At 64.5% G+C, this 22266-nt stretch carries 18 protein-coding genes, 1 tRNA gene and 1 pseudogene; 7 read left to right on the top strand and 13 right to left on the bottom strand.

Going from position 1 to position 22266, the window contains the following annotated elements:
* Nucleotides 1–138: 138 nt before the first annotated feature.
* Nucleotides 139–744 (bottom strand): annotated as a pseudogene (locus Q8J98_RS02220) (IS481 family transposase); the annotation flags it as partial.
* A gap of 195 nt (nucleotides 745–939) precedes the next feature.
* Between Q8J98_RS02220 and Q8J98_RS02215 the strand changes: the two are divergent.
* The gene (locus Q8J98_RS02215; RefSeq protein ID WP_305292952.1) at nucleotides 940–2196 is read left to right on the top strand and encodes a DNA polymerase IV; all 1257 of its coding nucleotides are present in this window, start codon (nucleotides 940–942) and stop codon (nucleotides 2194–2196) included.
* Nucleotides 2197–2198: 2 nt separating this feature from the next.
* Here Q8J98_RS02215 and Q8J98_RS02210 read toward each other — a convergent pair whose 3' ends face one another.
* The gene (locus Q8J98_RS02210) at nucleotides 2199–3068 is read right to left on the bottom strand and encodes an N-formylglutamate amidohydrolase (protein ID WP_370868045.1); all 870 of its coding nucleotides are present in this window, start codon (nucleotides 3066–3068) and stop codon (nucleotides 2199–2201) included.
* A gap of 148 nt (nucleotides 3069–3216) precedes the next feature.
* Here Q8J98_RS02210 and Q8J98_RS02205 point away from each other — a divergent pair.
* Nucleotides 3217–3291: transfer RNA gene (locus tag Q8J98_RS02205), tRNA-Val, on the top strand.
* A 68-nt stretch (nucleotides 3292–3359) separates the two neighbouring features.
* The gene (gene ykgO, locus Q8J98_RS02200) at nucleotides 3360–3485 is read left to right on the top strand and encodes a type B 50S ribosomal protein L36 (RefSeq protein ID WP_305184494.1); all 126 of its coding nucleotides are present in this window, start codon (nucleotides 3360–3362) and stop codon (nucleotides 3483–3485) included.
* A gap of 66 nt (nucleotides 3486–3551) precedes the next feature.
* Here the strand turns inward: ykgO and Q8J98_RS02195 are convergent, their stop codons facing one another.
* The 8 genes from Q8J98_RS02195 to Q8J98_RS02160 form a co-directional block, all read right to left on the bottom strand.
* The gene (locus Q8J98_RS02195) at nucleotides 3552–5192 is read right to left on the bottom strand and encodes a peptidoglycan-binding domain-containing protein (RefSeq protein WP_305292951.1); all 1641 of its coding nucleotides are present in this window, start codon (nucleotides 5190–5192) and stop codon (nucleotides 3552–3554) included.
* Nucleotides 5193–5217: 25 nt separating this feature from the next.
* A complete protein-coding gene (locus Q8J98_RS02190) occupies nucleotides 5218–6438 on the bottom strand; it encodes a phenylacetate--CoA ligase family protein (protein WP_305292950.1) in 1221 nt (406 codons plus the stop codon).
* 75 nt (nucleotides 6439–6513) lie between these two features.
* Nucleotides 6514–7338: an ABC transporter ATP-binding protein gene (locus Q8J98_RS02185; RefSeq protein WP_305184491.1), complete on the bottom strand. Its 825-nt coding sequence runs from the start codon at nucleotides 7336–7338 to the stop codon at nucleotides 6514–6516.
* A gap of 62 nt (nucleotides 7339–7400) precedes the next feature.
* Entirely contained in the window at nucleotides 7401–8684 is a 1284-nt protein-coding gene (locus Q8J98_RS02180; protein ID WP_305292949.1) for an ABC transporter substrate-binding protein, read from the bottom strand.
* Between the two features lie 82 nt (nucleotides 8685–8766).
* Nucleotides 8767–9843, bottom strand: a complete 1077-nt coding sequence (locus Q8J98_RS02175; protein WP_305292948.1) for a branched-chain amino acid ABC transporter permease — start codon at nucleotides 9841–9843, stop codon at nucleotides 8767–8769.
* A 78-nt stretch (nucleotides 9844–9921) separates the two neighbouring features.
* Nucleotides 9922–10908: a branched-chain amino acid ABC transporter permease gene (locus Q8J98_RS02170; protein WP_305184488.1), complete on the bottom strand. Its 987-nt coding sequence runs from the start codon at nucleotides 10906–10908 to the stop codon at nucleotides 9922–9924.
* A 15-nt stretch (nucleotides 10909–10923) separates the two neighbouring features.
* Entirely contained in the window at nucleotides 10924–11748 is an 825-nt protein-coding gene (locus Q8J98_RS02165) for an ABC transporter ATP-binding protein (RefSeq protein ID WP_305292947.1), read from the bottom strand.
* A complete protein-coding gene (locus Q8J98_RS02160; protein ID WP_370868044.1) occupies nucleotides 11748–13712 on the bottom strand; it encodes an AMP-binding protein in 1965 nt (654 codons plus the stop codon). Before Q8J98_RS02160 ends, Q8J98_RS02165 begins: the two co-directional genes overlap by 1 nt.
* Nucleotides 13713–13912: 200 nt before the next feature.
* Here Q8J98_RS02160 and Q8J98_RS02155 point away from each other — a divergent pair, with 200 nt between their 5' ends.
* The 4 genes from Q8J98_RS02155 to Q8J98_RS02140 all read left to right on the top strand — a co-directional run bounded on the left by Q8J98_RS02155 (nucleotide 13913) and on the right by Q8J98_RS02140 (nucleotide 18932).
* The gene (locus tag Q8J98_RS02155; protein ID WP_370868046.1) at nucleotides 13913–15832 is read left to right on the top strand and encodes a PAS-domain containing protein; all 1920 of its coding nucleotides are present in this window, start codon (nucleotides 13913–13915) and stop codon (nucleotides 15830–15832) included.
* Nucleotides 15829–16533: a response regulator transcription factor gene (locus tag Q8J98_RS02150; protein WP_305292945.1), complete on the top strand. Its 705-nt coding sequence runs from the start codon at nucleotides 15829–15831 to the stop codon at nucleotides 16531–16533. The genes Q8J98_RS02155 and Q8J98_RS02150 overlap by 4 nt, the downstream gene beginning before the upstream one ends.
* A gap of 127 nt (nucleotides 16534–16660) precedes the next feature.
* Entirely contained in the window at nucleotides 16661–17710 is a 1050-nt protein-coding gene (locus tag Q8J98_RS02145; protein WP_305292944.1) for a saccharopine dehydrogenase, read from the top strand.
* A 10-nt stretch (nucleotides 17711–17720) separates the two neighbouring features.
* Nucleotides 17721–18932 carry a saccharopine dehydrogenase C-terminal domain-containing protein gene (locus Q8J98_RS02140; protein WP_305292943.1) on the top strand — a complete coding sequence of 404 codons (1212 nt, stop codon included), beginning with the start codon at nucleotides 17721–17723 and terminating at the stop codon, nucleotides 18930–18932.
* Here Q8J98_RS02140 and Q8J98_RS02135 read toward each other — a convergent pair.
* From Q8J98_RS02135 to mutL, 3 genes are all read right to left on the bottom strand, one after another.
* Complete coding sequence (locus tag Q8J98_RS02135; protein ID WP_305184482.1) at nucleotides 18857–19225, bottom strand: DUF3775 domain-containing protein; 369 nt, start codon at nucleotides 19223–19225, stop codon at nucleotides 18857–18859. The genes Q8J98_RS02140 and Q8J98_RS02135 overlap by 76 nt on opposite strands.
* Before the next feature lie 68 nt (nucleotides 19226–19293).
* Nucleotides 19294–20451 (bottom strand): DNA recombination protein RmuC, encoded by a 1158-nt coding sequence (locus Q8J98_RS02130; protein ID WP_305292942.1) that lies wholly within the window; start codon nucleotides 20449–20451, stop codon nucleotides 19294–19296.
* Entirely contained in the window at nucleotides 20448–22262 is a 1815-nt protein-coding gene (gene mutL / locus Q8J98_RS02125) for a DNA mismatch repair endonuclease MutL (RefSeq protein ID WP_305292941.1), read from the bottom strand. The genes Q8J98_RS02130 and mutL overlap by 4 nt, the downstream gene beginning before the upstream one ends.
* Nucleotides 22263–22266 lie beyond the last annotated feature (4 nt).

Genomic DNA, 22266 nt, shown 5'->3' with positions numbered 1-22266 from the left:
GGCCGACCCTGTATTTGCTATGGAAGAGACCACTTCTTGACGGCGGAGCCCGCTTGGGCAACCATTCCATGGGTATCCGGTCGCTCGGATGCCCCGTGATCTGACGCCCTAAACCGCGTTTTGTTCCCGAGCTAGGACGTTATCGGTCAAAACCGTCCTGATCCGGATTGGGCAGGCCCGTTCCAGATCGCGCAGAAATCGGCGGGCATTGGCGGCAGTCTTGGATTTGAAGACCCGGACGAACACCCAGCGGGTTGCCCGATCAATCGCCACGAACAGGTATCGGCGCGAGGTTTCGTCCGCCATTTGAGGCAGATACTTCACGTCGACATGCAGGTAGCCGGGCTCATAGGCTTTGAACGCCTTATGCTTCGGTCTGGGGTCTTTCGCCTGCAGGTCACGCAGATTGCCCACCCCATGCCGCCGCAGACAGCGGTCGAGGCCAGAGCGCGACACATCCGGGTTCAGGAACTCCCGGACCACCGCGAGCAGGTCGTCGATGGACACCAGCAGCGTCTTTCGCAGAACGACCGCCACCGCCTCTTGCGCCGGGGTCAAGGTCGTTTGCAGCCGATGCGGCGTATGGCTGCGGTCATGCACACTGTCGCGATGCTTCCATTTGTAGACGGTCTGCTCGGTCGTCCCGAACCGCTCCGCCAAGGATGACGCAGGCTCTGTGCTGGCCTGGATCGACGCCCGCACCTTCGGCGTCGTCGTCGCCTGCTTGTGAAGATGGATCAACATGCCCGCACCCCGCTCCGAATGTCCCTCAGAACCGATCTTGCCATGAAAAACGCAGAACGCCGAGGATCTATGTGACCATCCGGGATGGAACACTTAACGCCCGCCACATTCCCCCACGATACCAACCCCTTACCCATCGTAACACGCGTGTTATGCCCCCTCCCCAGCCCCCCAAAACCCGTCTATACTCCCCCCATGCCCGCCCTTTGCCGCGATTGTCTGGCCAGCTTTGAAAGCCCCGCCTCCCGCTGCCCCGCCTGCGGCGGCCCGCGCCTGCTTGCCCACCCCGAGCTTTTCGAGCTCTCCATCGCCCACGTCGATTGCGACGCCTTTTATGCCAGCGTCGAAAAGCGGGACGACCCCTCCCTTGCCGCCCGCCCGGTGATCGTCGGCGGCGGCACAAGGGGCGTCGTTTCCACCTGCTGCTACATCGCTCGCATCGCCGGGGTCCGCTCGGCCATGCCGATGTTTCAGGCGCTCAAGCTCTGCCCCGACGCGGTGGTGATCCGCCCCCGCGGCAGCCACTACGCCGCCGTTTCCCGCCAGATCCGCACCCTGTTCGAAGCCCTGACCCCGCAGATCGAGCCCTTGTCGCTTGACGAGGCGTTCCTTGATCTGAGCGGAACCGAGCGCCTGCACCGCGCCCCGCCCGCCGTCCTCCTCGCCCGCCTCGCGCGCGATATCGAGACACAGCTGGGGGTCACCGTTTCGGTCGGGCTTTCCCACAACAAGTTCCTCGCCAAGGTCGCCTCGGATCTCGACAAGCCGCGCGGTTTCGCGGTGATCGGGCGCGCCGATACCGAGGCTTTCCTGCGCGACAAACCGGTGCGGATTCTCTGGGGCGTCGGGGCAGCCACCCAGGCGGCGCTGGCCGCCGCTGGTATTCGCACCCTCGCCGATATCCGCCGCCAGGACCGTGCCGCCTTCGCCCGCCGCTTCGGTGCCGCCTCCGACCGGCTCTGGCGGCTTGCTCACGGTCTCGATAGCCGCCGCGTCGCGCCGGATGCCGCGCTGAAATCGGTCTCCAACGAGACCACATTCGACGCCGACACCGCCGACCGCGACTTGCTCGACGCCCACCTCTGGCGGCTGGTCGAGAAGGTTTCCGACCGGATGAAAGCGATGCACCTTGTCGGCCGCGTGGTGACGCTGAAGCTGCGTCGTGCCGATTTCAGCCTGCTCAGCCGCCGCATCAGCCTGCATGACCCCGCACAACTGGCCGACACGCTCTACCACGCCGCCGCCGGGTTGCTGGCGGGGGTTCGCGAACCAGGGCCGTTCCGGCTGATCGGGGTCGGCTTCTCGGAGCTTTTGCCGGCCCCAGCGCTCGACCCGGTGGGCGACCTTCTGGACCCCGCCGCCGCCACCCGCGCCGGAGCCGAGCGCGCCACCGACGCCATCCGCGCCCGCTTCGGACCGCAAGCGATCATCAAGGGCCGCAGCCTGCTCTGAGCCTACTCGGCTGCCAATTGCAGCGCATCAGCGCCGCCAAGCGGCGCGATCCGCGCCAGCACCCGCGCCATCAGCGCCGCGAAGGCATCGAAATCGGCGCTCGGCTCGATCCGGCTTTCGTCCATGTAAAGCGCCCGGTCAATCTCGACCTGCACGACATGGCGGCCGAAACGCGGGCGACCGTAGGCCTGCGCGATATAGGCACCCGCGAAGGGCGTGTTGCGCGCCGCCCTCAGCCCCTCGGCGGCAAAGGCGGCCTCGATGGCCGCAACCACCGCAGGCGCTGCCGAACCGCCGAAGCGATCGCCGAGCACGATCTGCGGCACCCGCCCGGTCTGGCTTGCCATCACCTCATGTGGCATCGAATGCACGTCGAGCAAAATCGCCACCCCCTGCGCCGCATAGGTTTCGGCCATCAGCGTGGCGAGGCGGGCATGGTAAGGCCGCCAGACGGTATCGATTCGCGCCTGCGCCTCGGCACGGCTGATCTTGCCCGCATAAATCGCTCGCCCGGCAGCCACCACGCGCGGAATCACCCCCAGCCCCGCAGCCACGCGCGGGTTGAGCCGCTGCCCCCGCAGCCCCTCGATCAGCGCCGGGTCAAGCTCGTCGCTGCCGCGATTGAGATCGACATAGGCGCGCGGCAGACGGGCGGCGATGAGCGGTGCGCCGAGCGTGGGCGCCGCCTGCAGCAAATGCTCGACAAATGCATCTTCCGAGCTGCGCAGCGTCAGCCTGTCAAGCCGCGAAAGCGCCAGCATCTGCGGCGGATAATCGCTGCCGCTATGGGGCGAGGCAACGACCAGGCCGCAAGCGCGCCCGGTTGGCAGCGTCAGCCGGTAGGGCGGTATGGGGGCGGTATCGCTTGGCACGGGCGCTCCTTTCGCATTGCACTATAGCGCCCCTTCGCGCGCCGCCAAAACCCCTTGAAAGGTGCCACGTTACCTTTTATAGACCGTCCACCGACGCGGTTCCGCCCGCGTCCTATTTCTTTTTGGGCAGGCGGTATCGGGCGGATGTGGGCGGTTAGCTCAGCGGTAGAGCACTACGTTGACATCGTAGTGGCCACTGGTTCGATCCCAGTACCGCCCACCATGTTCACCGCCCCTTCGGGGGCAAATGATGGTTCAAGGCGCGACGGCGCCGCGAAAAGGAGAAGGCCGATGAAGGTCCGTAACTCGCTCCGCTCGCTCAAGACGCGTCATCGCGATTGCCAGATCGTGCGCCGTAAAGGCCGCGTCTATGTGATCAACAAGACGCAAAAGCGGTTCAAGGCCCGTCAGGGCTAAGCGCGCTTTGAGTGCGCGAAAAAGGCCGCCGCGGGCAACCCGGCGGCCTTTTTGCATGTCCGGCGGTCAGTTGCCTGCGCCGGACAAAAGCTGCGCCACCGTGTCTTGGTCGAGATAGCCACTGACGGTCAGCCCGCGCGCTTGCTGGAAACGGCGGATGGCGCGGCGGGTTTCCTCGTCGAAGTTGCCATCGGCGGCACCGGGTTCCAGCCCCAGCATCCCCAGCCGCGCCTCGATCAGGCTGAGCGCGAGCGCGGGCAGGCCAAGCGCCCGTTCGCGGGCCTCGGCCTCGGCGCGCGCCGATTCGCCTGAAGCTGCCGCATCGAGCGCTGCGATACGCTCGCGCGCGATGTCGGCAAAGCTTCCCTGCGGCATGGCGGCGAGGTAACCCGCATAGGCCTCGCGCGTGCCCACGGCCTCGGCACGATCCCATTCGGCGCGGTCGGCGGCCGCCGCATTTGCGGCGCGTGCCGCGTCGAACAGCGCCAGCCGCTCGGCCGCCAGATCGGCGAAAAGGCCGTCGGGGTAGCGGCGCATATAGGCGCGCAGGCCAAGTTCGTCGCCCGCCGCCCCGGTCTGGCTCCAGTAAAGCCGGTCGGCCTGTTCCTGTTCGGCCTGCCGGATGCGCGCCTCGGCCTCAAGCGTAGCGGCGCGCACCTTTGCCTGCGCCGCCATTTCGTTGATCTGCGCGCGGGTGAGGTAGCCGTTTGCCTCAAAGGCATTGGCACGCTGCCAGGCAGTCAGCGCGGTGCGGGTGCCGCGACCGAAAAGCCCGTCGATACCGTTCGGATCATAGCCCAGCAGCGCCAGTTGCCGCTGCACTTCGCGCCGCTGGTCGCGGCTCAGGCCCAAGGCATCTTCGGCCAGTCGCGCCAGCCGCCCCGGCTCGGCACGGATCCGCGCGGCCTCGGCGCGCGCCTCGGCGGCATGAAGCCCGTTCGGGTAGCGCGCCACATAGGCATCATAGGCCTCGGGCGTCGCAAGCGCCTGCGTCGCCTCCCAGAATGCCCGGTCGGTTGCAAAGGGATCGGCCACGGGGCCGGTGGGAGTGCCAGGGCCGATCGGCAGGAATGGCACCAGATCGCTGAGGAACCCCTGCGCCAGGAGGTCGGAGCGCACCGAAAGCTTGGCTTTCAGGCTTTGCCCCGGAAGCGGCAGTTGCTGCGCGGCAAAGGTGGCAATTGCGGCCGTGTCGCCCTGAACCACGGTCACCCCCTGCGGGATCTCAAGCGCGCCGATGCCGGGCTGCAAGCCGCGCCCAAGCGGCTGCTGGCGCGGCTCGGTGCCCAGAAGCAGCACCGCCCCGCCGGGCGCGGTGGCGGCAATCTCCAGCACATCTCCGAGCGCAAGCCCTGCCCCGCCAACGGTTGCAAGATCTGGCCGCAACGCGTCGGTGCCAAGAAACCAACTTTCCTGCCCGGACCGGGCGAAATGCCCGGCAAGCAGGATCACCACCCGGTCACCCGGCGCGACCTGTGCCAACATCTGGGCCAATATGCCGCGCGCCGCGACTGCGCCAAGATCGGCCCCGGCAAACACCTTGAACCCAGCCGCCTCCAGCGGTGCGCGCGCACTGAGCACCTGCGTTGCAGTGGCCAGGTCTTCGCCCTGCCTATAGTTGGAATTGGCAATGATCAGGGCGCGGTTTTCGGCGAACAGGGGTGCCGCAAGCCCCGCGATCACGAAGATGAGTGGCAACAGTCGCATCGAAAGGCCTCCCCTTTGGGGCAGCCTAGTCGTAGCGCCGCGTATCCTCAATCACCTTGCCGTCATTGGGCAGGCTGCCGGGGGCCACCAGCACGATCTTGCCACGCAGCTTCAGCGTTTCGAGCACACTCACCTCATAGCGCGTGGCATCGCGGGCCTCGGTCTCGATCTGCAGGGTCATCGCATCCATCTCGCCTTCGCGCGACGCGACAACGCGGGCGCGGTGCACTTCGGGGTGGCGCGCGACCAAGGCAGCAACCTGCTCGGGGCGCACGAACATGCCCTTGATCTTGGTGGTCTGGTCGGCACGGCCCATCCAGCCCTTGATGCGCATGTTGGTGCGCCCGCAAGGCGATTGCCCCGGCAGCACGGCGCTGAGGTCGCCGGTGGCGAAACGGATCAGCGGGTAATCCGGGTTGAGCGTGGTGACCACGACTTCGCCCACCTCGCCCTCGGGCACCGGGTCGCCGGTGCCGGGGCGCACGATCTCGACAATCACGCCCTCGTCGATGATCAGCCCTTCCTGCGCGGGCGATTCGTAGGCGATATTGCCCAGATCGGCGGTGGCGTAGCATTGCAGCGTGGCAATGCCGCGCTCAACATATGCGCGGCGCAGGCTGGGGAACAGCGCCCCGCCCCCGACCGCCGCGCGGGTGAACGCAAGGCGCTCACCCATCTCATCGGCGCGATCAAGGATGACCTTCAGAAAATCCGGCGTTCCCGCATAGACCGTGCAGCCCACATCGGCGGCGGCGCGCACCTGCAATTCGGTCTGGCCGGTGCCTGCCGGCAAAACCGCGGCCCCCACAGCCCGCGCGCCCGATTCAAAAATCATCCCCGCCGGGGTCAGATGATAGCCGAAGCAGTTCTGCACGATATCGCCCGGCCCGACGCCGCAGGCGTGCAAAAAGCGGCCCATCCGCCACCAATCAGTGCTTGTGCGCCCGGGTTCATAGATCGGGCCGGGGCTTTGGAAGATGTGCTCGAAACCATGCGCGGGGTGTGTGGCCAGCCCGCCAAAAGGTGGCCGCGCCTTTTGTGCGGCCCCGAGATCGGATTTGCGCAGCACCGGCAGCCGCGACAGAGCGGCGGCGCTGGTGATCGCTGCCGCCTCGACTGCCCCCAGATGCGCGGCCAGCCCCGGCGCAGCAAGAGCACGCGCAATTTGCGCGGGCAGAGCGCGCATGAGATCGGCGGCGCGCGCATCGGCGGAACGGGTCTCGGAAGCGTCGAAATACTGTTTCATCGCGTGCCGGGGTTGCCCCCCTCCCTGTCCCTCGCCATGCATGGCGGGGAAGTGACTGTAATTCTTGTGTTTTTCTTACGCCAGCCAGCGCTTGCGGCGGCGGTAGCTGCGCACATCGCGGAACGATCTGCGCCCCTCATCGCCGACGCCCAGATAGAACTCCTTGACGTCGGGGTTTTCGCGGAGAGCCGCCGCAGGGCCATCCATCACCACGCGTCCGCTTTCCAGAATGTAGCCATAATGTGCAAATCGCAGCGCCACGTTGGTGTTTTGCTCGGCCAGAAGGAAGGTCACCCCCTCACCCTCGTTCACCGCTTTCACGATCTCGAAGATCTGCTCCACCAGTTGCGGCGCAAGCCCCATGCTCGGCTCGTCGAGCAGAATCGTTTCCGGCCTGCTCATCAGCGCGCGGCCGATCGCGGTCATCTGCTGCTCGCCGCCCGAGGTATAACCCGCCTGACTCCTGCGGCGCTCCTTGAGGCGGGGGAAGTAGGTATAGACCATCTCCAGATCGGCGGCGACGGCGGCGCGTCCGTCGCGCCGGGTGTAAGCGCCGGTCATCAGGTTTTCCTCAACCGTCAGATGCTCGAAGCAGTGCCGCCCCTCCATCACCTGAATGACCCCCATCTTCACCAGATCGGCGGGTGCAAAATGGGTGATGCTCTGGCCACGATAGGTGATGGAACCTTTCGACACTTCGCCGCGCTCGGATTTCAGAAGATTGGAAATTGCCTTGAGCGTGGTGGTCTTGCCCGCACCATTGCCACCCAGAAGCGCGGTAATGCCGCCCTTGGGAACATTCAGGCTGACACCTTTCAGCACGAGGATCACATGGTTGTAGATCACCTCGATGTTGTTGACCTCGAGCAGCGCGGTCTCGGTTTTTGTGGCGTCGAGCATGGGGCTTCCCCTCATATTTGTGGCTCCCCGGCCCGCTGATGCGCGGGCCGGGGAAAGATTGCTCAGTTGCAGCGCTGGGTAATGCCCGCTTCCTTGGCGAAAGCCTCGGAGTCGGCGGCAATCAAGGGATCGAGCACCTCCTGATCCGGCGCGATGAAGCCGGTGATCAGGTTCCATTTCTTCGCCGTGGCATCCCACTGCTGCAGCATCGCCGCGCCCGGTCCGCCGTGATCGGCACAGGAAGCCGCGAAGGGCTGGCCGAAGTTCGGCAGGCCAAGCTCGGCCATCCGTGCTTCGGTGATCTCGAGATTCTCGAAGCCCTCGCGCATCTGCACGGCATTGATCGCTGATGTGCCGGCCAGTTCCTGCGCCTTGCGCGCCGCTTCGGCAATGACCATTGCCGCATAAACACCGCGCGAATAGAGCACCGACCCGATCTGGTCGCCATTGCCCGAAGCCTTGCCCGCGTCATAGACGAAGGTCTTCAGGTCGGCATAGAGCGGATAATCCATGCCGGTGCCGTGCATCGCCAGAGATTTGTAGCCATTGGCACCATCACCCGCCGGAACCACGTCGTTCTCGGAACCAGACCACCAGACGCCGATGAAGTTTTCCATCGGAAACTTGATGTTGGCGGCCTCCTGCACGGCGACGGCGTTCATCACGCCCCAGCCCCACATCAGCACATAATCAGGCTTGTCGCGGCGGATTTGCAGCCACTGCGATTTCTGTTCCTGACCGGGCGCGTCAACCGGCAGTTCGGTCAGCGTGAAGCCATGCTTGGCCGCGAGGTCCTGCAGGGTGCGGATCGGTTCCTTGCCATAGGCAGAGTTGTGGTAGACCAGCGCGATCTTCTTGCCGGCAAGGCTGCCGCCGTTCTGGTCGAGCAGGTACTTGATCGCCACCGAGGCCCCATCCCAGTAGTTCGCTGGGTAGTTGAATACCCATTCGAACACCTTGCCGTTGGCCGCCGATGTGCGGCCGTAGCCGGGGGTATAAATCGGGATATGGTCGACCAACGCTTTCGGAATCAGCTGGTAGGTGATGCCGGTCGAAAGCGGGTTGTAGACCAGCGAGCCAAGACCCTTGGTCGCCTCGTAGCATTCCACACCCTTTTCGGTGTTGTAGGCGGTTTCGCACTCGGGCACCGAGACCTTCTCGCCGCCAATGCCGCCGTCGCGGGCGTTCAGCAGGGTGAAGTAGTCATTGAACCCGTCGGCATAGGGAATGCCACCCGGCGCATAGGCACCGGTGCGATAGCTCATATTCGGAATGACCAGATCGGCCATTGCCGGGGCTGCGGCACAGATACCGGCAACCACAAGGCTTACAAATTTCGTCTTCATTCTGTTCTCCTCCCAGAGCGATTGTTGAATGCCGGTTTTCCGGTTCTTTCCTATTGGGCGGCCGCCCGCACCCCTTTCGGGATCAGTGCGGGAAGGGCCAAAGCCGAAGCTTCTCTTTCGCCAGACGCCAGAGTTGCGCCATTCCGTGCGGCTCGGCGATCAGGAACCCCACGATCAGTGCGCCGACGATCATCAATTCCAGATGCGCGGCAAGGTCGGTGGGCCAACCAAGCTGTCCGACCAGAACGTTCTTGAGGAACACCGGCAGCAGCACCAGAAACGCCGCTCCGGCAAAACTGCCGAAAATGCTGCCGAGCCCGCCAATGATGACCATGAACAGGATCAGGAACGACTTCTGGATGCTGAACGCCTCGGTCACTTCCGCGGCCCCGAGATAGACCGCGAAAAACAACGCGCCGGCGATGCCGATGAAGAACGACGAAACCGCAAAGGCCGTCAGCTTGGCGTTCAGCGGGTTCACCCCGATGATTTCGGCGGCAATATCCATGTCGCGGATCGCCATCCACTTGCGGCCCATGGTGCCGCGCGTCAGGTTGCGCGCCACCACCGCGACAAACACCAGAACGACAAGGCAGAAAAGATATTTGGCCGAAGCCGATGTTTGCGCGCCGGTAACGTAGAAGCCAAGCATCTTGCTTTGCGGCACGGTGATCTGGCCAGAGGCGGAGTAGTTGTAGAACCACGGCACCTTGTTGAACAGCCAGACCAGAAAGAACTGCGCCGCCAGTGTTGCCACGGCAAGATAAAACCCCTTGATGCGCAGGCTCGGCAGGCCAAAGAGAACCCCGACGAACGCGGTGATCGCCCCGGCGATCAACACATGGATGAGCACCGGCACATCTGGAAACGAGGTCATGAGCTTGTAGACCGAATAGGCCCCGACCGCCATGAACCCGCCGGTGCCAAGGCTGACCTGTCCGGCAAATCCGACCAGAATGTTCAGCCCTATCGCCGCAATCGCGTAGATCAGGAACGGCACGAAAACCGCGTTCGCCCAGTAATCGTTGATGAACAGGGGCACCAGTCCGAACGCCAACAGCAGCGTAACGTAATAGCCCATCCGGTCAAAGAAGATCGGAAAGGTCTGGCTGTCTTCGCTGTAGGTGGTCTTGAAATCACCCGCCTCACGATAAAGCATCAGCGTGCCCCCCAGCCCATTGCTTCAGTCCAAATATCCCCGCCGGAGGCTTCCGACATTGCCACACGCACCATTGCCTCACACCCTCTCGATGATCTTCTCGCCGAACAGGCCCTGCGGCCTGAACACGAGGAACAAAAGCGCCAGAACATAGGCAAACCAGTTTTCGGTGGCACCACCCACCATCGGGCCGATCGAAAATTCGAACAACTTCTCGCCGACGCCGATGATCAGGCCGCCGACGATCGCACCGGGGATCGAGGTAAAGCCGCCCAGCATCAGCACCGGCAGCGCTTTCAGCGCAATCAGCGACAGCGAGAACTGCACCCCCGACTTGGTGCCCCACATGATCCCCGCGACCAGCGCCACGAACCCGGCGATCGACCAGACCAGCACCCAGATGAAGCGCAGCGAAATGCCGACACTGAGCGCCGCCTGATGGTCGTCTGCCACCGCGCGCAGGGCGCGGCCCTGCTTGGAATACTGGCTGAACAGCGTCAGGCTCGCCACCAGCACCACCGCCACCAGCGTAGCAACGATATCGAGGTTGTCGATGAAGAAACCATAGCCGAACCAGCGGTCGGTGAGGCTTTCGATCGTATCCGAAATCCCCTGCGGCAGTCCGACGTCGAGTTTCTTGATGTCGGCCCCCCACATCACGTCGCCCAGGCCTTCAAGGAAGTAGGCGAGGCCGATCGTTGCCATGAACAGAATGATCGGTGCCTGGCTGACCAGATGTTTCAGCACCAGCCGCTCGATGATGATCGCAAGCAGCACCATCACCGCAGCAGCGAGCAGAATTGCGAGGAGCGCGGGCAGTTTCCAGCCGAAGGTGTGCAGGTTGGTATCAAAAATCGCGTTGATGACATGGGCGAAGGGCACCTGCCCATTTTGCAGGCCAACGAGTGTCAGCGCGGCAAAAAGCGCCAGCACCCCTTGCGCGTAGTTGAACACCCCCGATGCCTTGAATATCAGCACGAAGCCGAGCGCCACGAGCGAATACATCACCCCGGCCATCAGCCCGTTCAGGGTAACTTCCATCGCGTAAAGCAGTTGTTCCGGCATGGTCTTTTCCCCCCGTCAGTCGTGCGCCACGCCTAGATAGGCGTCGATCACATCCTGGTTGTTACGCACCTCGTCGGGGGTGCCGTCGCCGATCTTGCGGCCGTAATCCATCACCACGACGCGGTCGGAAAGGTCCATCACCACGCCCATGTCGTGCTCGATCAGGCAGATGGTGGTGCCGAATTCGTCGTTGAGGTCGAGGATGAAACGGCTCATATCCTCTTTTTCCTCAACGTTCATGCCCGCCATAGGCTCGTCGAGCAGCAAGAGCTTGGGCTCCGCAGCCAGCGCCCGCGCCAGTTCCACCCGCTTTTTCAAGCCATAGGGCAAACGCCCGACCGGGGTTTTGCGGATGTTCTGTATTTCAAGGAAATCGATGATCCGCTCTACCTTTTCGCGGTGCTGGTATTCTTCGCGTGCCGCAGCGCCATACCAGATGGCCTGGCTGAGCAGGCCAGATTTGATCATCGTCAGGCGCCCGGTCATGATGTTGTCGAGAACCGACATGCCATCGAACAGGGCGATATTCTGGAAGGTGCGGGCAATGCCCAGCCGCGCAACTTCATAGGGTTTCATCGGGCCGCGCTTGACCTTCTTGAAATAGACATCGCCCTCGGTGGGTATGTAGAAACCCGAAATCACGTTCAGCATCGACGATTTGCCGGCACCGTTCGGGCCGATGATGGCCCTGATCTCGCCATCATGGATATCAAAACTGATATCCTTGATCGCAACGACACCACCAAAACGCAGGGTGATGTTGCGCAGCTCCATCAACGTGCCGCCGATCTGGCGGCCATCGGCGGTGACGTAGCCTTCTTCCGCGTGGCTTACCGGCATTACGCGGCCCTCCTCTGCTCGGGGGCAAGTTCGGCGTCGGCTATGCGCAGCGTCGCGGTGATCTTGCCCTTGCGGCCGTCTTCATATGTCACTTCGGTCTCGGTATAGATGCTGTCGCGGCCATCGTAGAGCGCACCGATCAAGTCGGCATATTTCTCGGAAATGATGTTGCGGCGCACCTTGCGGGTGCGGGTCATTTCGCCATCGTCCGCATCAAGCTCCTTGTGCAGGATCAGGAACCGGTGGATCTGGCAGCCTGCAAGGATCGGGTCGGCGGCGATCGAGCGGTTCACTTCCTGCACATGGCCCCGGATCATCTCATAGACCTTCGCGTGACCGGCAAGTTCCTGATAGCTCGCGTAGGCGATGTTGTTGCGTTCGGCCCAGTTGCCAACCGCTGTCAGGTCGATGTTGATGAAGGCGCAGCAGTAGTCGCGGCCATTGCCGAACACCACCGCCTCCAGAATCGAGGGGTAGAATTTCAGCTTATTTTCAACGTATTTCGGCGCGAAAAGCCGCCCGTCGGCCATTTTTCCCACATCCTTGGCGCGGTCGATGATCCGCAGATGCCCGGTTTCCGGCTCGAAATACCCCGCGTCTCCGGTTGCAACCCAACCTTCGGCGTCCTTGGTGCTGGCGGTACTTTCCGGATTCTTGAAATATTCGACAAACGTGCCGGGGCTGCGGTAATAGACCTCGCCGTTATCACCGATCTTGACTTCGACGCCGGGCGAGGGAACGCCCACGGTATCATTGCGCACCTGCCCGTCCGGCTGCTGGGTGATGAACACCGAAGCTTCGGTCTGCCCGTAAAGCTGTTTGAGGTTGATCCCGAGCGAGCGGTAGAACTCGAAGATCTCGGGCCCGATGGCCTCGCCTGCGGTGTAGCCCACCCGGATGCGGCTGAAGCCGAGGGTGTTTTTCAGCGGGCCATAGACGAACAGGTCGCCAAGCGCGTAGTGCAGCCGGTCAAGCGCACCCACCGGCTTGCCATCAAGGATCGAGGGGCCGACCCTGCGCGCAACAGCCATGAAATGGTCGAACAACCACTTCTTCACCCGCCCGGAATCTTCCATGCGAATCATCACGTTGGTCAGCTGGCCTTCAAACACGCGCGGCGGGGCGAAAAAGTAGGTCGGGCCGATTTCGCGCATGTCGGTCATCATCGTCGCCGCGCTTTCGGGGCAGTTGACGGTGAATCCGGTCCACAGCGCCTGCCCCATCGAAAAGATGAAATCGCCGACCCATGCCATCGGCAGGTAGGCCACCACTTCGTCAAGCGCGTTGAGCTTGTCGAAGGCGGCCGAATTCTTGGCGGTCTCGATGATGTTCCGGTTTGACAGCACCACGCCCTTGGGCTTGCCGGTGGTGCCCGAGGTATAGAGCATCACGCAGGTGGTATCGTAGGTCAGTTCCGAAATGCGCGTGTCGAGTTCCGCCTCGTAGCGGTAATGCCCGGCGACGCCCTGGGCCTGAAGGTCGGCAAGCGAGTTCATGTGCCGGTGGTCGTATTTGCGCATGCCGCGCTTGTCGGTATAGGCGACGTGCTTGAGGTCTTTCACCCGGTCGCCGATCTCGATCACCTTGTCGACCTGTTCCTGATCGCCGCAGACCACATAACGCGCGCCGCAGTGTTCCAGCACATAGGCCATTTCTTCGGCCACCGCGTCCTGGTAGAGCGGCACTGGAATGGCACCACACATCTGCGCGGCAATCATTGCCCAGTAATGCCGCGGCCGGTTGCGACCGATCACCGCCACCGAATCACCGCGTTCGACGCCGACCGACAGAAAACCGAGCGCGATCGAGCGGATTTCGGCGTTTGCCTGTGCCCAGGTCCAGCTTTGCCAGATACCGAATTCCTTTTCGCGGTACGCAGGCAGGCCGCCATAGCGCCCCACATTGCGCGCCAAAAGCGCCGGAATCGACTGAGGTTCGGCTGCGGCCGGTATCGTGTCTGCCAAAGTCTTCCTCCCTCGTGCCGTTATATCGGCATCCTGTTCACAACGGGGCACATCCTCCAACCCCATTGCGCCATGCCGCACGCTGGCCGTCAAAGCTTTCATGACTTTGTCGCAATTGTTACGAATTGTAATCCGCCCGCTTGCCCCTTTGCGGCGTCTGCGCGAGGGTGTTAGCGGTGGCACCGGGAGGCTATCGGATGATGGGCGACGACGATACCGGGCGGCTGACACGGGCGGGACTGAACCTGATCCAGCAGGCGCTGTCGATTTTCGACAGCGAGCTGCGGCTGGCGGTCTGCAACCGGCAGTATCAGCTGATGTTCGATCTGCCCGATGCGCTGACCCGCTCCGGCACCTCGTTCGAGGCCACCATTCGCCACCTTGTCGAGCGCGGCGAATACGGGCCGCAGCCGGATATCGAAGCGGCGGTGCAGGTGCGGGTCGAACAGGCCCGTGCCTTTGCGCCACATTACATGGAACGCACCCGCGCCAATGGGCGCACGATTTCGGTGGAAGGCTCGCCACTGCCGCAGGGCGGCTGGGTGACGGTCTATACCGACATTACCGAGATCAAGCGGCAAGAAGGGATGCTGCGCGCCCATTCGGCCGAGTTGTCCGATCAGCTTCTGGCCCACGCCGAACGGCTGGCGCTTGCCAACCGCGCGCTCGCCGCCACCAACGCGGCCCTTGAGGAAGCCAAGCGCGAGTTGACCGAGATCGAGGCGCGCACCCGGCAGGTAACCGAAATGATGCCTGCCCATATCGCACATATGGACCGCGACTATCGCTACACCTTTTCCAACCGACGCCTCTCGACGGTGATGCCGGGCAGCCTTTCAGACATCGTGGGCGTGCCGGTGGCAGAGGCACTGGGGCCCGACACTTTTGCGCGGATCGAGCCCGAGCTTGCGCGGGCCATTGCCGGCGAGGCAACGGTTTTCGAAATCACCCATTCGCCGTCTGGCCGCCGCATCCGCATTGCGCTTACTCCCGACCGCGGGGCCGATGGCGGGGTGAGCGGTGTCTATGTGCTTTCAACCGATGTAACCCATGAAGCGCAGGCCCGCGCGGCACTTGCGCAAAGCTCCAAACGCGAGTTGGCAGCGCAGCTGACCTCGGGGCTCGCACATGATTTCGCCAACCTGCTGACCATCATCATGGGGTTGCAGGGAAGGCTCGCGCGCACCGCCGCGCTGCCACCCGATGCCGCCGAGCTTGCGCGCGCCACGCTTGCCGCCGCGCGGCGGGGTGGCACGCTTCTGGACCGTATCGCCGCGATTTCCGGCGTGCGCGAGCTGCGCCCGCAGCCGCTGATGATCGCGCCGTTTCTGACCGAACTCGCGGCTATGGCGCGCCCGACGCTGGGCGAGGCGGTGGTGCTTGAAACTTCGGTCGAGGGCCTCGGGCTGCCGGTGCTGCTTGATCCCGGCACTTTGCAGGACAGCCTCTTGAACCTGATCCTGAACGCCCGCGATGCAATGGGTTCCGCGCCGGGGCGGATCGCGCTTCGCGCCTGCCCGGTGCGCGACACATGGGTTGAAATCTCGGTCGCCGACAGCGGCACCGGGTTCAGCGCCGAGGCACTGGAGCGCGGGCTCGAGCCATTTTTCAGCACCAAGGGAGGCGAGGGATCGGGCCTCGGGCTTTCGATGGTCTATGACCAGACCAAGCTGGCAGGCGGTGCCGTGCGGCTGGAAAACCGGCCGGGCGGGGGTGCTCGGGTAACACTTCGCCTGCCGTTGCGCCCGGCCGCCACCGCCACCGCGCCGCGGCTGGTGCTGTTGGTCGAAGACAGCGACGAGATCCGCGCAGGCGTGCGCGAAATTCTGCGCGGCATGGGCCATACCGTGATCGAAGCTGCCAGCGCCGCCGAGGCACGCGAACTGGCTGATCTTCCGGGCATCGGTCTTGTGCTTTCAGATATCAATCTGGCCGGGGCAGAAACTGGGGTTGCGCTGGCCAGATCGCTTCTGGCGCGGCACCAGGAACTGCCGGTGCTGTTGATGACCTCGCTGCCCGAAGGCCATGCCTTGCGCGCCGGAGCGCCCTGTACGGTGCTTTCCAAGCCGGTCAGCGAGGCCGCGCTAATGGCATTACTGGTTCCCGGAGTGGCAGCATGAAACCGCCGCACGTTGCCATTCTCGATGACGAACCCGAAGTGCGCCGGATGCTTTCGGATGCGCTGGAAGAGGCGGGGTTCCGCACCACCTCTTACGGGCGCGCTGCCGAATTCGAGATCGGGCTGAAGCGCTCGGCACCGGATGTCTGCCTGGTCGATCTTGGTCTGCCAGACCGCGACGGGCTGGCGCTGGTGCATCGGCTCGCGCTCGAATCAGGTGCCGCGATCATCATCATCTCAGGCCGCGCGCAGGTGCAGGACCGGGTAACCGGGCTGGAACTGGGTGCCGACGACTATATCATCAAGCCATTCGACCCGGCCGAAGTGGTGGCGCGCATTCGCGCCCGGCTGCGCAAGGGGCGCGCCGAGGCCGAGCGTGTGCTGCAGACCGCGCGCTTTGCCGGTTGGGTCGCGCAGTTCGACCGCTACCTGCTGGTGGCGGCGGACGGTTCCGAGGTGCCTTTCAGCCACGCCGAGGGCGAGGTGCTGCGGATATTTCTGGAAAGCCCCAAGCGCCTGATTACCCGGGCACAGATGCAGGAAAGCCTTGGCGGGGCTGCGGGTGACAGCTTTGACCGGGCAATGGATGTGCGCATTTCCCGGCTGCGCACCAAGCTTGGCGAAGACCCGAAGAACCCGCGGCTGATCAAGACCATCTATGGCGCAGGCTACATCTTCCTTGGGGAAGTCGTCTGGAGCTAGCGCCACCCGGCACTTGTGCTGGTTGCAGCGGCAGAATGGGTATTTGGACGAAGAAGAAGCGGCAGAATGTGTCTGGTCGCCGCCGCTGCGGCGTGGTTGCTTGCGCCGACATGGCAAGGAACTTGGGATGACACATATCTGGGTGCGCGCGGAGCAACGACCGAGCGAGGAGCGGGTGGGCCTGACCCCCGAGGGGGCTGCGGCGCTGCTTGCGGCAGGGCTGCGCGTAACGGTCGAGGCAAGCCATGTGCGCGAGATCGGGATTGAAGGCTACATCGCCGCAGGCTGCGAAATTGCACCCGAGAACAGTTGGCCCGACGCGCCGCGCGGCGCGATCATCTTCGGGCTGAAGGAGTTGCCGGAAGATGGCACGCCGCTCGGGCACCGCCACATCATGTTCGGCCACGCCTACAAGGGCCAGTCCGCAGGGCGGGTTCTGCTGCAAAGGTTCAGCGCCGGGGGAGGCGCGCTTTATGACCTCGAATGTCTGGTCGATGCGGCGGGGCGGCGGGTCGCAGCCTTCGGCTATTGGGCTGGGTATGCCGGGGCTGCGGTCGCGCTCAAGTGCTGGGCGGCGCAGCGGCGCGGCGGTATCTGCGGGCCGCTGGCAAAATACCCCGGCAAGGCGGAGCTGCTGGCCGATCTTGCGGCCGATCTGGGCACCGCCCCGCGCCCGCGCGCGCTGGTGATCGGCGCGCTTGGCCGGGTCGGCAGCGGAGCCGCCGATCTTTGCGCAGCACTTGGCGTGGCGGTCACCAAATGGGACATGGCCGAAACCGCGCATGGCGGCCCGTTTCCGGAAGTGCTGGAGCACGAGGTCTTTCTCAACTGCATTCTCGCGCGCCCCGGCTGCCCGGTGTTCGTGCCTGTCTCGGTGCTGACCGCGCCAAGGGCGTTGCGGGTGATCGGCGACATTGCCTGCGACCCGACATCGGACTTCTCGCCGATCAAGGTTTACGACCGCGCCACCGACTGGGCCGCACCGGCACTGCGGGTGGCAACCGCGCCGGTGCTTGACGTGACCGCGATCGACAACCTGCCCTCGCTTCTGCCACGGGAAGCGAGCGAGGATTATGCAGCCCAGCTTTTGCCCTCGTTGCTGACGCTGGGCGATCTGGGAGCGGGCGTCTGGGGCCGGGCAAAGGCCGAATTCGACCGCCATCTGGCGGCGCTATAGGGAACATCAGATGACGATTCATTGGTGCGGCACCGGGCTTTCCGCAGTGCCGGGGCTCAGGCGGCTGCTTGCGGACGGGCAGCCGGTGGTGGTCTGGAACCTGACCATTGCAGCGGCGGCGGCGGTGGTGGGCGATCTGGCCCGTGACATCCGCGTTTATGAAACCGAAGCCCTGTCGGCGGCGCTCTGCCCGGGCGATGTGGTGGTTTCGATGCTGCCCTCAGACATGCATGCGGGTCTGGCCCGGCTGGCACTGGCGGCGCGCGCGCATTTCGTCTGTTCCAGCTATGCCACGCCCGAGCTGCGGGCGCTTGACGCGGCTGCGCGCGCAGCGGGGGTGGCGATCGTGGCCGAGATGGGGCTCGACCCCGGCATCGATCACATGATGGCGCATGATCTGGTCGCGGCCTATCGCGCCAGCGCTGCCTATGATGCTGAAAACACGATATCTTTCACCTCTTTTTGCGGTGGCGTTCCGGCACGCCCCAATGCCTTTCGCTACAAGTTCTCCTGGTCGCCGATTGGAGTGCTCAAGGCGCTTGGCGCCCCCTCGCGCTCGATCCGGCATTTTGCCGTGCTCGCGGTCGCGCGGCCCTGGGAGGCGATTACACGGTTCGACGCGCCCTTGCCGGTGCCCGAGACCTTCGAGGTTTACCCGAACCGCGACAGCCTGCCGTTCATCGCAGAATACGGCTTTGACCCGAAATGGCCGGTGAAGAACTTTGTTCGCGGCACGATCCGGCTGATGGGCTGGGCAGAGGCCTGGGCCCCGGTGTTTGCAGAGCTCGAATCGCTGACCGGCCCCGGCCGCGATGCCCGCCTGAGCGCGCTTTCCAACGAGCTTTGGGCGGCAAATGCCTATGCCGCCGACGAACCAGACCGCGCCGTGCTGGTGGTGTCGCTAAAGGCCGAGCGCGAGGGTCGGGCAGTCTGGCACCAGAGCTGGGCGCTTGACGCCGTGGGCGATCTGCGCGGCTCTGCGATGGCGCGGCTGGTTTCCGGCCCCGCGGCAATGGCCGCCGAATCGCTTCAGCTGCGCGAATTTCCCGCCGGTGTGCAGGGGGTTCCGGCAGACCAGAGGTTGCTTGCGCGCTGGCTGGGGCAGGTGCAGCCGCTGGCGCAATACATGGCGCGGCGCGACCACCTTCAGGTCAGGCGCAATACCCCGTCTTCGGCCTCTTCGAGCGAGATATCGAGCGCGTTCAGCCCGTCTTCCAGATAGTCGGCAAGCATCGGAACGCCCATCAGGTAATCTTCGGTGGGTGCCGTTGCTTCGGCCTTGGCGGTGTCGATCGCCTCATCAAGCTCTTCGGCGTCATAGGTTTCGCGCCCGATCCACATGACCGCCACAAGGCTTGCCTGCTCGTCGTCGTTCAGGTTTGCAATGAAGGCGCGCAGATCGTTGGCGGCGGCGCTGCCATGGCCATCGGCATCGCCAAAACCGCCGAAATCGGCCTCCATCTCGCGGGCGCGAATGATCACATGGGCGATCTTGTCAGCGGTTATCTGAAGCATCAGGGCCTCCGTTCAGGCACAGTGTTCAGGAAAGCCGCCCGCAGCGCAAGCGGCGCAAGCGCGCACCCTCAGGGCAGCGGCAGCGGCGGCACAATGGCGGGGTCGGTTTCGGGGGCCAGTTCCTCGAAATCGAAATTGTCGAGCCGCCGCGCCCGCCGCCCGGTCTTTTCGGCCGAAATCTTGATGTCTTCAATGTCCTTGGCGGCCTGACCGAAGTGCCGGTCCAGGCTTTCCACCCGCAGCCCCAACCGCTCAACATCGCCATAAAGGAGGCCGAGTTCCTTGCGGATAGCCCCCGCCTGCTCGCGCATTCGCGCATCTTTCAGCACGGCGCGCATGGTGTTGAGCACGGCCATGCAGGTGGTGGGCGAGACGATCCAGATTTTCTGCCCGAAGCCCTCGCGCACAAGCTCGGGAAAATTGGCATGCAGTTCCGCATAGACCGCCTCGGAGGGCAGGAACATCAGCGCGCCATCGGCGGTTTCCCCCTCGATCACATAGCGCTCGGCAATGGCGCGGATATGCGCGCGCACCGCCACCCGCATTGCCCGTTGCGCCTCAAGGGTCTGGCTCTGGTTTTCGGCGCGGCGGAGCGCCTCGTAGGCTTCCAGCGGAAACTTCGAGTCGATGACAATGGGGCCGGGCGGGATGGGCAGGTGGATCAGGCAGTCCGCCCGCCGCCCGTTCGAAAGCGTCGCCTGCATCGTATAGGCATCTGGCGGCAGCGCCTTTTGCACGATGTCGTGGAGCTGGATTTCGCCAAACGCGCCCCGGGTCTGCTTGTTCGAGAGAATGTCTTGCAAGCTCAGCACATTGCCGGAAAGTTTCTCGATATTGGCCTGGGCGCGGTCGATGGTTTCCAGACGCTGCTGCAACTCGCCAAGGCTGCGGGCGGTGCGGGTGGCGGTGCCGTGCAGGCTTTCGGTCATGCCCCGGCTTACCTCGGCCAGGCGGCTTTCCATCAACCCCAGAAGCCGCGTCTGCGCCACTGCCTGCGCCTCGGAAACATGGTGCAGCCCGCCCGCAAGCTGTTGCTGCCCATCCGAAAGCTGCTGGACCCGGCTGCCCAGCGCAAACAGCGGCTGCGCCAGGCGCGACGCCCGGCCCGAGGCGCGCAGCGTCAGGATCAGCAGCACGAACAGCAAAAGCACCAGCGCGCCGCCGATCAGCGCGGCCAGCACCAGGGGGTCTTGCAGGTCAAACGTGGTCTGGCCAATGCGGATCATCTGCGCCCGAACAGCCGCTCGATATCGGCCAGCTTGAGGTCAACATAGGTCGGTCGCCCGTGGTTGCACTGGCCCGAATTGGGCGTGGCCTCCATCTCGCGCAAAAGCGCGTTCATTTCCTCCACCCGCATCTGGCGGCCCGAGCGCACCGAACCGTGGCAAGCCATGCGGCTCAGCACCGCATCGATCCGCGCGCCAAGGCGCTGGCTGTCGCCAAGGTCGGCCAGTTCGTCGAGGATATCCCGCAATAGCGCTGCGGCGCTGATCTGCCCGAGCAGCGCCGGGGTTTCCCGAACCGCTACGGCCGAGCCTCCGAATGGCTCGATGCCGAGCCCAAGCCGTGCCAGATCGGGCGCAAGTTCGAGCAGGCGCGCGGCATCGCCGGGGGAAAGCTCGACAATTTCGGGGATCAGCAGCGCCTGCGCCGCAACGCCATTTTCCGCCATCTGGCGCTTCAGCCGCTCATAAACCAGCCGCTCATGCGCCGCGTGCTGATCGACAATCACCATGCCATCTGCGGTTTGCGCCACGATCCAGTTTTCGTGCAGTTGCGCCCGCGCGGCACCAAGGGGAAAATCGACCGCCTCGGGCGCGGGGTCCGGCGCGGCGGCGAAGGCCGCTGGTGCCTCGGCAAAAATCGGTGCCTGCCAGGCGTAGGCGCTGCGAATCGCGCTGCCAGAGGGGCGGTCCATCTGGTAATGGCGCGGCGCTTCCGGTCGCATCGCCGCGAGCGTTTCAGCCGCAACGGTGGTGCTGGCGCGGTGCCCGGCCCCGGCCAGGGCATGGCGCAGCGCCGAAACGATCAACCCGCGCGCCTGCGCCGGGTCACGAAAGCGTACCTCGGCCTTTGCCGGGTGGACGTTCACATCGACCAGATCGGGGGCGCAGGCAAGGTAGAGCACCGCAGCCGGGTGCCGGTCGCGGCTCAGCACATCCATGTAGGCGGCACGCAGAGCCCCGGTCAGCAGCTTGTCGCGCACCGGGCGGGCGTTGACGAACAGGAACTGTTCGACCGCCGCGCCGCGCGAATAGGTGGGCAGGGCGGCAAAACCTGTCAGGTGCAGGCCTTCGCGCTCGGCATCTATCGGCAGGGCATTATCGGCAAAATCGCGCCCCAGCACGCGCGCAAGTCGGCCCGAGAGCGCGCCGAACAACTCGCCCTGCTCGGCATCCGCACGCAAAAGCTCGCGCCGCTCGCCACCGGAAACATCGGCCAGGGTGAAGCTGACATATGGCGCGGCCATGGCAAGGCGGCGCATCACATCGCCAATCGCCTGCGCTTCGGCGCGGTCGGTGCGCAGAAACTTCAGCCGCGCCGGGGTGGCGTGAAAGAGGTCGCGCAACTCCACCACGGAGCCGCGATTGAGCGCGGCGGGGCGCACCGGGGCAATGGTGCCACCGGTCACGCTGATCTGCACCGCCTCGAAACCCTCGGCGCGGCTGATAATGGCAAGCCGCCCAACCGCACCGAGCGAGGGCAGCGCCTCGCCACGAAAGCCAAAGCTGTGAATGTTGAGAAGGTCAGAGCCATCAATCTTCGATGTCGCATGGCGGGCAAGCGCCAGCGGCAGGTCGGCTGCGGTCATGCCGCAGCCATCGTCAGCCACCCGGATCAGCGTCTTGCCGCCATCGGCAAAGCTTACATCAATGCGCCGCGCACCGGCATCAAGCGCGTTCTCCACCAGTTCCTTGACCGCCGAGGCAGGGCGCTCCACCACTTCGCCCGCCGCAATGCGGTTCGCGGCGTCCTCGCTCAGCTGGCGAATGACCGGGCGTTCTGGAGAACCTATGTTGGGGCGTTCGGCGTTCATCCTA

The sequence above is a fragment of the Phaeovulum sp. genome (assembly GCF_030684035.1).
Lineage (GTDB): Bacteria > Pseudomonadota > Alphaproteobacteria > Rhodobacterales > Rhodobacteraceae > UBA6213.
Note: the sequence above shows the minus strand (reverse complement) of the source record. Positions and strands in the feature narration are given on the sequence as shown.